15 protein-coding genes are annotated in these 14879 nt (G+C 52.5%); 10 read left to right on the top strand and 5 right to left on the bottom strand.

What is annotated here, in order from left to right; genetic code table 11:
- The first annotated feature begins 7 nt into the window (after positions 1–7).
- From PGR79_RS06060 to PGR79_RS06085, 6 genes are all read left to right on the top strand, one after another.
- Entirely contained in the window at positions 8–1312 is a 1305-nt protein-coding gene (locus tag PGR79_RS06060; RefSeq protein ID WP_430921252.1) for an aromatic ring-hydroxylating oxygenase subunit alpha, read from the top strand.
- Positions 1312–1791: an aromatic-ring-hydroxylating dioxygenase subunit beta gene (locus tag PGR79_RS06065; RefSeq protein WP_271032164.1), complete on the top strand. Its 480-nt coding sequence runs from the start codon at positions 1312–1314 to the stop codon at positions 1789–1791. The genes PGR79_RS06060 and PGR79_RS06065 overlap by 1 nt, the downstream gene beginning before the upstream one ends.
- 7 nt (positions 1792–1798) lie before the next feature.
- Positions 1799–2545, top strand: a complete 747-nt coding sequence (locus PGR79_RS06070) for an SDR family NAD(P)-dependent oxidoreductase (RefSeq protein ID WP_430921254.1) — start codon at positions 1799–1801, stop codon at positions 2543–2545.
- Positions 2546–2569: 24 nt separating this feature from the next.
- Positions 2570–3538 (top strand): PDR/VanB family oxidoreductase, encoded by a 969-nt coding sequence (locus PGR79_RS06075; protein ID WP_113372982.1) that lies wholly within the window; start codon positions 2570–2572, stop codon positions 3536–3538.
- Between the two features lie 11 nt (positions 3539–3549).
- Positions 3550–4044 (top strand): flavin reductase, encoded by a 495-nt coding sequence (locus PGR79_RS06080; RefSeq protein ID WP_015703350.1) that lies wholly within the window; start codon positions 3550–3552, stop codon positions 4042–4044.
- Positions 4045–4175: 131 nt separating this feature from the next.
- The gene (locus tag PGR79_RS06085) at positions 4176–5456 is read left to right on the top strand and encodes an MFS transporter (RefSeq protein WP_113372983.1); all 1281 of its coding nucleotides are present in this window, start codon (positions 4176–4178) and stop codon (positions 5454–5456) included.
- A gap of 52 nt (positions 5457–5508) precedes the next feature.
- On the opposite strand, the gene PGR79_RS06090 is transcribed toward PGR79_RS06085, so the two are convergent.
- From PGR79_RS06090 to PGR79_RS06105, 4 genes are read right to left on the bottom strand one after another with little or no spacing between them, the layout of a single operon-like run.
- On the bottom strand, positions 5509–6507 hold the full coding sequence (locus tag PGR79_RS06090) for a hypothetical protein (protein WP_087859705.1): 999 nt from the start codon (positions 6505–6507) through the stop codon (positions 5509–5511).
- A 13-nt stretch (positions 6508–6520) separates the two neighbouring features.
- Positions 6521–9004, bottom strand: a complete 2484-nt coding sequence (locus PGR79_RS06095) for a fimbrial biogenesis outer membrane usher protein (protein ID WP_430921257.1) — start codon at positions 9002–9004, stop codon at positions 6521–6523.
- Between the two features lie 18 nt (positions 9005–9022).
- Positions 9023–9706, bottom strand: coding sequence for a fimbria/pilus periplasmic chaperone (locus tag PGR79_RS06100; RefSeq protein WP_087859707.1), 684 nt, complete (start codon positions 9704–9706; stop codon positions 9023–9025).
- 51 nt (positions 9707–9757) lie between these two features.
- The gene (locus PGR79_RS06105) at positions 9758–10324 is read right to left on the bottom strand and encodes a fimbrial protein (RefSeq protein WP_430921259.1); all 567 of its coding nucleotides are present in this window, start codon (positions 10322–10324) and stop codon (positions 9758–9760) included.
- Positions 10325–10674: 350 nt separating this feature from the next.
- Here PGR79_RS06105 and PGR79_RS06110 point away from each other — a divergent pair, with 350 nt between their 5' ends.
- Positions 10675–10920 carry a hypothetical protein gene (locus PGR79_RS06110; RefSeq protein ID WP_015369878.1) on the top strand — a complete coding sequence of 82 codons (246 nt, stop codon included), beginning with the start codon at positions 10675–10677 and terminating at the stop codon, positions 10918–10920.
- A gap of 32 nt (positions 10921–10952) precedes the next feature.
- Here PGR79_RS06110 and PGR79_RS06115 read toward each other — a convergent pair whose 3' ends face one another.
- Positions 10953–11426, bottom strand: a complete 474-nt coding sequence (locus PGR79_RS06115; protein WP_032706451.1) for an Lrp/AsnC family transcriptional regulator — start codon at positions 11424–11426, stop codon at positions 10953–10955.
- Positions 11427–11564: 138 nt separating this feature from the next.
- Here PGR79_RS06115 and PGR79_RS06120 point away from each other — a divergent pair, with 138 nt between their 5' ends.
- From PGR79_RS06120 to fimE, 3 genes are all read left to right on the top strand, one after another.
- Entirely contained in the window at positions 11565–12176 is a 612-nt protein-coding gene (locus PGR79_RS06120) for a LysE family translocator (RefSeq protein ID WP_087859711.1), read from the top strand.
- A gap of 833 nt (positions 12177–13009) precedes the next feature.
- The gene (locus tag PGR79_RS06125; RefSeq protein WP_087859712.1) at positions 13010–13615 is read left to right on the top strand and encodes a tyrosine-type DNA invertase; all 606 of its coding nucleotides are present in this window, start codon (positions 13010–13012) and stop codon (positions 13613–13615) included.
- A 587-nt stretch (positions 13616–14202) separates the two neighbouring features.
- Positions 14203–14799: a type 1 fimbria switch DNA invertase FimE gene (gene fimE / locus PGR79_RS06130; RefSeq protein WP_087859713.1), complete on the top strand. Its 597-nt coding sequence runs from the start codon at positions 14203–14205 to the stop codon at positions 14797–14799.
- The last annotated feature ends 80 nt before the right edge of the window (positions 14800–14879 follow it).

Below are 14879 nucleotides of genomic sequence, written 5' to 3' on the forward strand. Positions count from 1 at the left end.
AGTGACAATGTCTGAATGTATTCCGGTAAAAAATATCGATACCAGCCATACCGCCGAAACGCTGGCGGCACTGGTGCAAAGCGACCGGGTCCATACCTGTCTCTATACTTCCGAGGAAATTTTCGACCTCGAAATCGACAACATTTTTAACCGTACCTGGGTATGGGTCGCCCACGAGAGCGAAATCCCTGACGCCGGCAGCTATAAATCCTCGATGGTGGGTACCCAGCCGGTGATCGTCGTGCGCGATCGCAAAGGCAATATCAACGTGCTGCTCAACCGCTGCCGCCACCGCGCCGCCACCGTCTGCGAACATCGCAGCGGGAAAACGAACGGTTTTACCTGCCCGTATCACGGCTGGGGCTATGGCCTCGACGGCGCGCTGCGCGGGGTGCCGCATCCGGAGAGCTACGGCGATACGCTGAACAAATCTGAGCTCGGCATGGTGCGCCTGCGCGTTGAAAGCTACGCCGGAATGATTTTCGCCAGCTTCAACCACGACATTGAGCCACTGACCGACTTCCTCGGCCCGGCGATGAAATGGATGGATCTGTTCATGAAACAGGGGGCTGGCTACGCGCTGCAGGCCACCACCGCGCACCGTTTTCGCTTTCCCGGCAACTGGAAAATCCAGCTGGAAAATACCACCGACGGCTATCACTTCCCGATCGTTCATAAGTCGTTTTTAAGCTCGGTCGATAAACAGACCGAAGAGATGCTCAACTTCGTCGACGGCAAAGGTTTCGTGGAAGATCTCGGCAATGGCCACAGCGTGATGGTGATGATCCCCGAGCTTATCGATCTGGAAGCCAATCTCGATGCGCCAATCCCGGAACGCTTTAGCGAACTGGCCCAAGCCCTGCGCGAGGAAGGCCACGACGAGCAGCAGGTGCGGCGCATCGTACGCGCGGTCGGCGGCAGCGGTTTTAACCTTAACCTGTTCCCTAATGTCGCCTGTTCAATGGCCTTCTTCCGCGTGCTGCAGCCGATATCGGTAAAAGAGACGGAAATTCATCACATGGTGCTGACCATGAAAGATGGCCCGGCGATCGCCAACCAGGCGCGCCTGCGGCTGCACGAACACTTCCAGGGGCCGATGGGCTTCGGCACCCCCGATGATTCAGAGGCCTGGGAGCGGGTGCAGCGCGGCGGCGGCGCGGGCGACGATCTGTGGATCATGCTCAACCGCGGCCTGCCCGGCGAAGTCCGCACCGCCGACGGCCTGCGCAGCGACGTCAGCGCCGAAACCGGCATGCGCGCCGCCTATCAACAATGGAAAAAGTACATGACCGCTGACCACCGGGGGCAATAATGAATACATCACCTATCCTCAACGCCGCCATTCAGTTTATTAACCTGGAAGCGGACCTGCTCGATCAAGGCGAATTTCGCGAATGGCTGGCGCTGTGGCGCACCGAGGGGATGTACATCATCCCCATCGACCAGCAGACCACCGATTTCGCCAACGTGCTCAACTATGCCTACGACAACCACGAGATGCGGGAAAAACGCGTGCAGCGTTTATACAGCGGCGAATCTATCTCCACCACCCCGCGCGCGCGCACTATCCGCATGAGCGGACGTTATCGCCTGCTCGGCGTCAGCGATGAGGTCGTCGAAGTACGCTGCGCCCAATTCCTTTACGAGTACCGCAAGGGCAATGAACAGCACTACGCCGCTGACGTCACCTGGACGCTGGCGCCGGAGGGCGACAGTTTCCGCATCCTGCAAAAGGTGGTGCGCCTGATTAACGGCGACGATTACCTGCATAGCATTGGCTACATCCTGTGAGGACTTTATGACACGTAGCGTACTTATTACCGGCGCGGCCAACGGCCTCGGGCTGGTTATTAGCCGCCATCTCTGGCAACAGGGCTATCAGGTGGCGATGGCCGACCTCAATCTCGATGCGGTCACCCGCAGCGCGCAGGAGATCGATCCCAGCGAGCAGCGGCTGCGGCTGCTGCCGCTGGCGCTGGATATTCGCCAGCCGCAACAGTTCAGCGATGCGCTGGCGCAGATCCGCGCACGCTTCGGCGAACTCGACGTGCTGGTCAACAACGCCGCCTTAACCCTGACTACGCCGATCATGGAGATCGACGTGGAGGAGTTCGATCGCGTCACCAGCACCAACCTGCGCGGCACCTTCGTCGGCTGCCAGACCATCGGCCGCTATTTCAGCCAGCGCCAGCAGGGCAGCATTATTAACCTCGCGTCGCTGGCCGGGCAAAACGGCGGCACCGCCTCCGGCGCCCACTATGCAGCCTCCAAAGGCGGCATTATTACCCTGACCAAAGTCTTCGCCCGCGCCCTGAGTAACGCCGGGGTGAGCGTCAACGCGATTGCGCCGGGGCCGCTGGATCTTCCTTCCGTTCGCGCCGCGGTGCCGGAAGAGAAAATGCCGGCGCTGCTGGAGATGATCCCGATGAAGCGGCTTGGCGATCCGCTGCTGGTCGCCCGCGCGGTAGAACTGCTGGCGGCGCCCTCCGCCACCTTTATCACCGGTGCGACCTGGGATATCAATGGCGGCATTTATATGCGTTAAGCCCTTCGCGGGTGGAGAAAAACTATGGCTGAAACATTGACGGTACGCGTCACAGAACGCGAAATTCAGGGAGCCGAGGTGGTAGTCCTGACGCTGGCCTCGCCGGACGGCGCTCCCCTGCCCTCGTTTAGCGCCGGGGCGCATATCGATCTGCATCTTGGCGATGGCATCGTGCGCCAGTATTCGCTGTGCGGCAGCGCCCATCACCCGCAGCGCTATCGGTTGGGGATCCTCAAGGATCGCGCCTCGCGCGGCGGTTCGCTGGCGGCGCACGCTTTACAGCCCGGCGACGAGGTGCAAATTAGCCCCCCGCGCAACCTGTTCGCGCTGGAGATGTCGGCGCCTCATAGCATTCTGATCGGCGGCGGCATTGGCATCACGCCGATGCTGGCGATGGCCGATACGCTATTTCGCGCCGGGAAATCCTTCGAAGTGCATTACTGCGGCCACAGCCGTGAGGGAATGGCGTTTCTGGCCGAGCTGGCGGATTGCCACTTTAGCGCGCACGTTCAGCTACATATCAGCGATGAAAACGGCAGGATCCGCCCTCAGGAACTCCTGACGCCTCATGCCGCCGCCGGCCACCTGTACGTTTGCGGTCCGGAGGGTTTTATGGCGTGGATTAATGAAACGGCGCAGGGGTGCGGTTTCAGCGCGGAGCGGCTGCATCAGGAGTATTTCAACCGCGAGGTCGAAACCAGCGGCGGCAGCTTTGAGGTTGAGGTTCCGGAACTCAACCTTAGCGTTACCGTCGGCGAAAACGAGACCATCGTCGCCGCGCTGCAAAAGGCCGGCATCAAAGTGAAAGTCTCCTGCCAACAGGGCGTCTGCGGCACCTGCCTCGCCAACGTTTGTAGCGGCGTACCTGACCACCGCGACGAGTATTTAACCGAAGAAGAACGCGAAGACAACGACCAGATCCTGCTGTGCTGTTCGCGGGCCAAAACCCCGCGGCTGGTTATTGCAGGCTTCGAATACGTCAAACTGAAATAACGGGTATGACTATGAACCTGACATCTGATTTTCGTAATGCCATGGCGCAACTGGGCAGCGCGATCACCATTATTACCACCGATGGCCCGGCGGGCCGCTTCGGCTTTACCGCCTCGGCGGTGTGTAGCGTGACGGATTCACCGCCGACGCTGCTGGTATGCATGAACCGCTCGTCCTTCGCGCACGGCAAATTCCAGCACAACGGCGTGCTGTGCGTTAACGTGCTCTCCGGTCAACATCAGCAATTGTCCGGGATTTTCGCCAACGGCCAAATCCGCTCTGAAGAGCGCTTCCTGCACGACGAATGGCTGGCGCTGGAGACCGGCTCGCCGGCGCTGGCTTCCGCCGTGGCGAACTGCGACTGCGTCATTGCCGACAGCCACGAAGTGGGCAGCCACAGCGTATTTTACTGCGAGGTCAAACAGATCCGCTTCGGCAACCCCAGCGACGGGCTGGTCTGGTTTAATCGCCAGTTCCACACCCTTAGCATGGCGTCGTGCCGTTAAGTTTCATCATAACCATAAAAACCCAGCCGACCCATCGCCCGGCGCCAGCAGGCGCCGCCTGATTCACCTGCACTGGAGTTAACCTTATGTCTGGAGCTGTGAGCGGTACAACGGTCCCCCCGGCGCAACCTATGCGCAAATTAATCATCGGGTCTTTTCTCGGCAACTCGCTGGAATGGTACGATTTTTTCCTGTACGGCACCGCGGCGGCGCTGGTCTTCGGGCCGCTGTTTTTCCCCGCCACGAATGACCCGCTGCTCGGTTCATTTTTAGCCTTTTCCGGCTTCGCCATCGGCTTTATCGCCCGCCCGCTCGGCGGCGTGATATTCGGCCATCTCGGCGATCGCTACAGTCGCAAAATGACGCTAATCATCACCCTGACGCTGATGGGCGCCAGTACGTTCTTAATTGGCCTGCTGCCAACCTACGCCCACATCGGCGTGCTGGCGCCAATCGCCTTGATTACGCTGCGCTTTGTACAGGGCGTGGCTTCCGGCGGCGAATGGGGCGGCGGGGTGTTGATGCTCAGCGAAAACGCGCCGGAAAGCCAGAAAGGGTACTACACCGCCTGGAGCCAGGTAGGAGTCTGCGGCGGGTTTGTTCTTTCTTCGCTGGCATTCTATCTGGTACAGCTGCTACCACAGGAAGAGGTGATGTCGTGGGCGTGGCGTATTCCGTTTTTGCTCAGCCTGTTTATCTTTCTGGTCGGCGTCTATATTCGCCGTAACATCCAGGAAAACGCGGAATTCGTGGCGCGCAAAGCAGAAAACGACAGCAAAAATGAGGCCCATCATTTACCGGTACTCAGCGCCTTTAAAAATCATCCACGAGCGATATTACAGGCTATCGGCCTGCGGCTGGCGGAAAACGGCGCGGTGTATATCTTCTTCACGTTTTCAGTGGTCTATTGCAAACATATCGGCATCGACACCCGCGACCTGATCGCGGCGGTCACCATCGCTATGACGGTGGAGATCGCCACGATTCTCGGCTGGGGATGGCTTTCCGATCGCATTGGCCGTAAGCGGCTTTACTACATCGGCGTGATAGGCATGGCGCTGGTGGCCTTCCCCTTCTTCTGGCTGCTGAATATGCACACCTTCCCGGCGATGCTGCTCGCCATGCTGTTGGCATTGCCATTGTGCCATGGCGCGATGATTGCCGCGCAGCCGTGTCTGATGGTGGATCTATTTCCGGTGGAGGTACGCTACACCGGGCTGGCGCTGGGACATGAGATTGGGGCGGTGATTTCCGGCGGTATTAGCCCGATGCTGGCGGTGGCTTTTCTAATGATGTGGGATAGCTATATCCCCATTGCGCTGATGCTGCTGGCTTTCGCGCTACTGGCGCTGGTGGCGCTGGTAAGTATTCGCCAGCAGCAGTTGCGACCTGAACCGGTCGCAACCACGTAAACCACGTAAACCACGTACACCGCGCGCAAAGGAAGGCGCGCGGTACAGAGGGTTAGTTATTGTTCACCACGATAATGACCCGGCTTTTAATCGTACCGCCGCGGATATTCTCGCCATATTTCATCGGTTTGATTTGCAGATAGATCGGGTTGTTGCTGCCATGCCGGGCCTCCTCGTCGGAGTGATAAAGGAAACCGCTGCCGTACTGGAGTTCCCCGCCCTGGCTATCGCGCAGATGAAAACCGACTTCTCCGGCGCCGGTGGCGGCATCCTGATCGTCATTCTTCAATATTTTGCTGGTGCCGGCAAAGCCGGAGGCGGCGACAAAGTAATAATCAATTTTACCGGGCGTCAGTTCGAATACCGCCGACTCGTTCTGGCTACAGTCGATATCAACGCTTTCCATGCGATATTGCGCTTTGTCTTCTTTAATATCGAAGTAGCTGTAATCGCCCATATTGATGAGACGGCTCGGGACGTCAAAACCGCAGGTCATAATATTAATCTGCAGGGTGACGTTAAAGGTGTAATTGATGGTTATCACATGGCAATCTTTATTACCTTTACAGTACTCAAAGCGCATCGAGTAAAGCAGTGGAAAGGATTCTCCTGGCCTCACCTGCGTCCCGACCGCCGCGCCTTCTTTAATCGTATAGCGAATACCGATCACGCTGTTGAAGATATCCGCTAAGTTATAACTCTGATTTTTTATGATATTACCATCCGCAAGCGCGTTGAGTTTTGCAGGATCGAGAGAAAACTCCATCACGTAGGTTTTACTGCCGACTACCACGTAGAAGTCTTTATTGTCAGGGGGCGACGATGCCACCGAGACGCTGACATTTTGCGTACTGTTGCAGATAAAGTGAAATCCGTCGGCCTGAATATCACTGTTTTGGACATTCAATTCACCGCTGGCGGCCAGCGGTTTAAATGTGTAATTACCACTAGCGTCAACCGTCAGCGATTTAACATCCGGGGTGACATCACAGTTCCCCGCCCGCGCTAAAAAAGAGCATAAGCTTAATACCAGCAAAATTATCCATTTCATGAAAATCGTCCTTTTAGCGGCAGACATAGGTCTTACCTTCATCAATGGTATGTTTAAATGTAATGGTGCAGTAATGGCCCTGCTGCTTATCGACCGCGATGGTTATCGACGGCGGTACGTTATCGGTGCGGATATACAGCATGCTGCCCTGACCGACGACGCCGACATTCTGTCCGTCGTTATCTTCAATTTCATAGCCAAATTTCAGCGGCGTACCGTCCGGGCGTTCGGCGTGAATAAGCCAGGGTTGACGTTGATCGGTATCGAAACGCGCCAGCACCACCGCGCCGCGGTACGGAGCGACCGCTTTACGGTTGCCAATCAACTCGGTTTTGCTCTGCGTATTGGCGGTATTCAGCAGTAACGAACTCTCGCGATAGGGCAATACGTGATCGAAAATGACCGTTCCCTGACCGTTGGTGGTGCGATATTTCTGACCATTAACGAAAGCATTTTCCAGGCCCGGCGCCTGAATAATGGCGAAGGTTTCCGACAGCTGGTTCGCGAAATTGACGCCGCCGGACCAGGCTACCACTCCACCCGACAGGCTGCCGCTGGCCTGGGTATATTTCGACGACTGGCTGTAGCTGCCGCTCAGCGTCGCCAGCGGCGCGTTCCAGGTAAGGTTGCCGCCGGCGGTGGTTTCATGATTTTGCTGCTGCCGGCTAAAGTTCACACCATAATCAAACTGGTCTCGTTGGCCGCCGGTTCCACTGATGCCGGTGTTATTGGAGGCAAAACCGTCATTATCGAAGGTCGTCGAATTCGACAGCGTCAAACGACGCGCCAGCACGCTATCGCTCTCTCCCCAGATCAGCGGAATCGAAATGAAGAGGTTAAAGCGCTTATCTTCATGATGATCCTCATCATAGGTCTGGCTGGCCGAAATGGTCCAGGAAACCCGCTGCCAGTTATTAGAGTAGCTCAGCTGATAATCTTTATTGCTGCCGCTTTTTCCCCAGTAGTCACGCCATAAGGCGCTAAGCGAGAAAGACCCTAACCCTTCCGGCAACGACTGGCTAATATTGGCGGAAAAACTATTTTTACGGCCAAAATCATAACGGTAATAATCATCAATGTTGTAAACGTCATTATCATCATGGTGATAACTATTACGGTTCTTCGCCCAGACATGATCGTTAAAAGTACGATAGTCGCTGGTTGAATAGCGATAAGCCGCCATTCCGAAACGCGTTTTAGTCTGGGTGAGGTATTTGTTGTAGGCAATCTGATAGCTTTGTCCTTCAAAAGTACCGTTATCCTGATCGCTGCGCGCCCAGGTACCGTCAACGGATACCGCGCCGAGATGAGTATTCCACCCGGTTCCCATAGTAAAAGCCTGATAGTCGGTACCGAGCATGGTACCGCCATACAGGGTCAGCAGGTTGTTCAGGCCATATTGATAGCTAGCCTGCATAAAGTCTTCCTGATTGCTGGCGCCTTCGATATGGCTGCGCCCGGCGGCAATGTCATATTTAGACACCCCCGGCTGCAACATATTAGGTACCGAGGAATAAGGCACCAGGTAGGTGGTTACCGAGCCGTCGGCTTCCCGGATAGTGACATCGAGATCCGCCCCGCCGCCGGCGAGTTGTAAATCGGCAATCGCGAACGGTCCCGGCGGCACCTCTTTCTGATAGACGGTGAAGCCGTTCTGCTCAATAGTCACCAGCGCGTTGCTCTGGGCAATCCCCTGTACGATCGGCGTAAAGTTCTGTTTTGAGTTTGGCAACATTTGCATGTCGCGGAACAGACGAACCCCACGAAAGCGTACCGCATCGAAAATATCCGAGGAGGTATACATGTCGCCCGCGCGCAAGGTGCCTAAAATCGGCGCGAAGCCGCGTTCCAGATACAGGGTGTTGCTCTTCCAGTCGCCACCACCGCTATCGGCCTTGCTGTAGGTGGCGTCAGAGTGCAACTGCCAGCTCAACAGGTTCAGCCCGCTGTTGAAACGGGCATAGGTGCTTTTGTTATTGCCGCTGTCTTTATAGTCGCTGTAATACTGGCTCAGATAATAAGAGGTATACAGCGCGTTAACGCCGCGGTCCCAACTTTCCGGCGCGACGTAGCCGCGCTCAAGATCCAGAACGTAGGCCTGCGGAATTTCTAAATCAAGCTGAAAAATATTGATATTAAAGGTATAACTGCCGCTCCGCACCGCAGATTTTAGCGTCATACACTGGTTATCTTTCACCATCTGCGCGCTATCCGCTTTGATTCCCAGCTGATTTAATAATGCCGATGACAAGCAGGTATCATCCGGATTACTGGCGACTACGATTGGATATTTACCACGCCATTGTTTATTGACGTAAATATCCAATTCATATTCCCCAGGCAGCGGTTGATTATCCGCGAAGCGAAAGCTTGACGATTTCTCACCTTTCATTCCGCCGATCATAAAATTGGTATCAAAAGTCTCCTCAGCGGCCTGCAACTGGCCGGATAATAAAACCAACAATATCATTGAGGAAAGCGGCGTCATCCTTAACATGGCCAACTCCATTATTTATTATTTTACATTGAGCCTGTCGCTAATAAAGTTCCCATTATCATCAATCATCGTTAGCGAATACTGGCGGACGAGGTAATTTTTTAAAACCAGGTCCTGACTGGATAACGGCGCGAGCATAACGCTGCGTTCATTGACTTTAACACCGCTTACTTTAATTTCAGTAATCGTCAGCCAATTTGCCGAACCATTGGCAATATGCAGGGCGTTTTTACGCGAAGACAATGAAATATTTTTAAACGTATCTTTATTTACCGCCGCGATGCCTTTAGGGCGATAAAAAAGCTTAATACGGTTTTGCATGGCAAACCGTAGCGTATTCGCCCCCTCACTGCCTGGCGTATTCGGAGGAATATCGAGTACATTGAGATAAAACAGCGACTCTTTGTTAGCCGGAAGTTTATTGGCTAATTTTTTAATTCGCAGCTGCTGTCCGGAGTTACCCGCTATGCGCGCCACCGGCGGCGACAGCAGGAAAGGCACGTTGATTTTTTCCGGCGGCAACGAGGTATTGCCATCGTCTATCCACGACTGCACCAGTGAAGAGCGGGCGCCATGATTCATCAACTGTACGACCACTTCTTGTTTCTCAGCCGGATAGACAACCCGGGTACCGAAAATCACCACTCCGGCATGCGCGGGTTGCATAGCGATAAATAAGCCTGCTAATAAAATCCGTTTCATAGCACCACACCCTCAGCACAATAATTGCCGGCGAAACGCCGGCACAGGTCCTTACTCCGCAGATACGGCAATCGTTAACACCGAGCGGACTTCACCGGCGGTCACCGGAGTGGTGGCATTAATTCGTGCGTATTGCGCAGAGAAGTTCATTTGATAGACGCCATTGCCCACAGAAGTCACCGCCCGCGGCAAATTATTAACGTCATACATGGTATTTTCATTAATCTCCGAATCACCCAGTTTTAATTTAAAACCGACACCATTAGCAGAAGTTGTCGTCGCGATAGGATTAAGTACGCCGCCGGTAGTATAGGTCCCGCCGCTAATATCAATCGATTTCAATACTGTGCCTTCCGGGCAAACGATAGTTAATGGATCGCTACTGGTAGCGAAATTACCGGATAAGACGTCACCGGCCGCCATGCCGGCAAAACGGGTTGCATCAACATCAGCCAGCTGAATTGTACTGCTATAATCGGTTTCAAAACGACAGGAAGAATTAATAACATTACCAATAATAACTAACTCGCCCTGCTCTTCATTTGGCGCCGCGGCAAAAGCATTAACATTCATCAGCACGGTTGAAAATACTGCAGCAGCAATAATTGAACGCTTCATATAATATTCCTTTTATTAACAATTCCATTTAACTTCGCAGGGACTGAGAAAAATCTCATGCCGCGAGCATCGCACGGCTAAATACCCGCCACAACCTGATGAATAAGAATCGTTGATAAAAATCAATGCAAATACTTAAAGCGAATGAGCCCTGATGCCATATACGTAATCTCTTTAGCGTAATAAGCTAAAATACGTAGCAACGAGAATAATAAAATGAGAATTTGCCGGGCGCGTTTAATAATAAACTAAAAAAAAGAGAATTCAGCACATTTTGTGTCGATTTACATAAGATTACGAACCACAATTATAACCTTCCGTTATTTATTTTTATATTTAAGGTTCCGACAATGAAAAAAATAATCCTGCCTCTGCTTACCGCCGCCCTGTTGCTGCCGACCCTCACCGCGCACGCCACCTACCGCGCGGAAAAACGCCAGGATGCTCGCGATATCCGTCAGGATGCGCGCCAGAGTGGACGTGAAGAAAAACGTGAATGCGTGAGAAATGACGACAAGAGCAATATGCGCTGTCGCGAAGATAAGCGAGAAAATCGGCGCGAAGGCCGCCGCGACGCGCGTGATGAGAAGTGGTAATAACCATACTGCAATGCCCTGGCCGCAGGGCGTTAGCGGGAAGCGTTTAACGTTTCCAGTGGAAAAGGGCGATCCTGCACCACGGTTTTCATCACCAGCGTCGAACGTAAATGCTGCACGCCGGGCATCGCCGACAGTTTGTCATCATAGAGTTTCTGAAATGCGGGAAGATCCCGGGTAACGACATGCATCAGATAATCCGGATCGCCAAACAAACGTTGCGCCAGCACAACCTGCGGGATCTCCGCCACCGCCTCCTCAAAAGCGCTGACCGCTTTCTTATCGCCCTCTTTCAACGTGGCGAAAACGATAGCCAGAAAATTGAATCCCATTTTTCCCGGATCGAGATTGGCGCGATAACCGGTAATCACCCCCTCTTGCTCCAGCGCGCGTAGTCGCCGGTGGCAGGGAGAGAGGCTCAAGTTTACCCGCTCCGCCAGTTCAGTTATCGACAGACGACCATCCGCCTGCAGCTCAGCAAGAATTTTTCGATCTATGCTATCCATTTGGAAGATTTTCTCTTTAAACGCCGGTTCAGGACATAACATTGAAAGCTCATTTCGCTTCTATGTCGATATTCTTTCTCACACGATAACCTAATTTTGCGAGTGTGTGATGTCTAATATCATTAAGGAGCGTTGCTGATGGAAATGAGCCTGATCGCCAGCTTCTGGGTAGTCTCGTTTCTGTTGATTATGACTCCCGGTGCCGACTGGGCCTATGCCATTAGCGCCGGTATCAACGGTCGTCGCGTGGTCCCGGCAGTGATGGGGCTGATGTCAGGTCATCTGCTGGCGACCATTGTCGTCGTCGCTGGCGTCGGCGTGTTGATCGCCGGCCATCCGCTGGCGCTATCAGCGATCACGCTGGCGGGCGCGGTCTATCTACTGTGGCTCGGGGTCATGATATTACGCCATCCGGCGGCGCCGAGCGCGGCGAAACAATCGGCTGGCAGCTGGAATAGATGGGCGGTTAAAGGGTTATGTATTAGCGGCCTTAATCCAAAAGTCTTTCTGTTGTTCCTCGCCCTGCTACCGCAGTTTACCGATCCCCACGGCAGTTGGCCGCTGGCACTGCAGATGTCGGCGCTGGGCGCGATGCATCTGATGACCTGTACGCTAATTTATCTGTTGGTCGGATACGGTTCACGCGCGGTACTGGCAGCCCGGCCGCAGGCGGCGAAGGGAGTAAGCATGGTTTCAGGGCTTATCATGATTGCCATCGCTATTATCCTGTTCTACCAGCAGTTAAGATAATTCGTAAGCGACGGCGCTCATAGGGTAACTTCTTTAGCGCCGCACCGTCTTACCAACTAATATAATCGTGGGTTACAGGTAGCTATTATGTTGCTAAACCAGGGAAGCTAGCTCATCTATTTTCATGAGCTCCTGAAGATGAATTATCTATGTATCATAAGCGGTTACGGCTGAGTGACCAACATCGATAACTTCCTAAAATTGCTGAAAAACTCCGATTAAGCCCCCCATTAACTGATTACTTGAGCGGAAAATTCCGACTGCTCGATAATAAGTAAAATCTCTCTTTGAAACGTCTGCACATTTATTAACGCTATTCTCCCTACGATTTTTGCAGTATGGTTTAATCGCTGTTGTAGTGTTGCAGTGAATGCTAACAATCGCCGGACGCTGTTTGCCTACGGTAAAACATTTACGCAATACCAACCTGTTTATTGAGGCAATTATCCTCATGGATAACGGTCATAGCGTTATCCAGCCAGGACTCAGTTTATCAGCCGGTAGTCAATGACCTTGCTGTAAGCGCGCATACTCAAGAGGAGAAAGGATGAACAGGACGTGTAAACCCCCAGGAAAATCGATATACATCAAATGCCTGAGCGCATCGCATCAAAAATTCGCCAGCGCACTCCACTCCGACGGCGGGGAGACTTCATTATACCCACTGGATTTCGCGCAGCGTTACCGCGACACGGTCCTTGTTACTTGAGGAATATTAAAAACGATCCGCATCATGCTTACTTATAAAATGCGAAACCTATCTTCGGATCCTGTAATAGGCCAACCAGAGCCTATGGGATAGTAATGTACGCCTGCAATAGAAAGGGAACATAATGAAGAATAATAGCGAAATAAAAAAAAGGAACTTCCTGACTCAGAATGAAATCGAGTCACTACTTAACGCTGCCAATAGTGGACCACATGCTGCTCGTAATTATTGCCTGACATTGCTTTGCTTTATTCATGGATTTCGTGCCAGTGAAATTTGCCGACTGCGAATTTCGGATATTGATTTGCGTTCAAAATGTATTTACATCCACCGTTTAAAAAAAGGGTTCTCAACGACACACCCGTTGCTGAATAAAGAGATTCTGGCACTAAAGCGCTGGCTGGATATTCGTGATGAATATCCACAATCCACCAGCGAGTGGTTATTTCTATCACGTAAGGGTAACCCGCTTTCACGCCAACAGTTTTACCAGATTATTTCCGCCTCTGGCGATCAGGCAGGACTACCGCTGGAAATTCATCCGCACATGTTGCGTCACTCCTGTGGCTTTGCGCTGGCCAATATGGGCATCGATACGCGTCTTATCCAGGATTATCTCGGCCACCGTAACATTCGCCATACCGTCTGGTACACGGCCAGTAACGCCGGACGCTTTTACGGGATTTGGGATAAATCCCGCGAGAAGCAGAGAACGTCGCTTTTCCAGTAAGGTAACCTTACGCCACGGATGGCGTTTCGTTATCGGTGCATTGCATTTCCCCCTGCAGACATTGCAAACCCTTCCCACGGTCTGGCTGTTGCAAATTTGCTCTGTTTAGGCTGCGATAAAATGCAGCTTTCCTCATATATAGATTTTTTCTTGCGAAACATTAATAAAAATTAACCATACGTTAAATATGTTTATTGTTCTTAAAAGTTCTTATTTAGAACATGAAAAAAAACGTTCCTATGCACCTGTAAACCATCAGGATATTAGTTCGTTATTTATTGTTAAATTAATCCTTTCAGCACATGTTTTCCGTTCAATAAATAGCTGGTATTAACTTTTTTCCTTGCTATTTTATGCACCTGCCAGCGACCTTGCGCGGCTCTATTGTGGTAAACAATAAAATAGATAAAAATAAGAATTATCGCGTGGCGATAATTTATGCATGTGTAAATGTAATGTGATACCTGTTTTGTCATTAGCCCCTTCAAATAATACGGCCTTTGCATTCAGATTGTTTTTTATCCAGCCAGGGATCTTTTTCCCAGGCTGTTCCTTGCGAGTAAACTTAAATTCAGGAGCTTAAAATTGTGAACCGACGTCGTTTTCTCACCGCCAAAGAAGTACAGGCAATGATGCAGGCGGCCCAGCACGGCCCAACCGGCGAACGAGATTACTGTCTGATCCTGTTGGCGTTTCGTCACGGGATGCGTATCAGCGAATTACTCGATCTGCACTATCGCGATCTCGACCTTAACGAAGGGCGCATCAATGTCCGCCGCTTAAAGAACGGTTTCTCTACCGTACATCCGCTGCGTTTTGATGAACGCGAAGCGATAGAACGCTGGACGCAACAACGGGCCAACTGGAAAGCAGCAGGTAAAAGCGACGCGCTATTTATCTCGCGCCGCGGTACCCCGCTTTCACGGCAACAGGCCTATCGTATTATCCGCGCCGCCGGGGAAGAGGCAGGAACCGTGACGCATACGCATCCACATATGCTGCGCCACGCCTGCGGCTATGAGCTAGCTGAAAGAGGGGCAGATACCCGTTTGATCCAGGATTATCTCGGACATCGTAATATTCGCCACACTGTCCGTTATACCGCCAGTAATGCAGCGCGTTTTGCCGGAATATGGGAAAGAAACAACCTTTTAGAGGAAAATTTACAAGCGAGGAAGAAATAGGATAACCAATTGATAAAAATGAAAATTTTTAAGATTGAACAAGTCAATTGGGGCCAAACTGTCTATATCATAAAAATGTT

The sequence above is a fragment of the Klebsiella sp. 141161 genome, from assembly GCF_050600815.1.
Lineage (GTDB): Bacteria > Pseudomonadota > Gammaproteobacteria > Enterobacterales > Enterobacteriaceae > Klebsiella > Klebsiella aerogenes.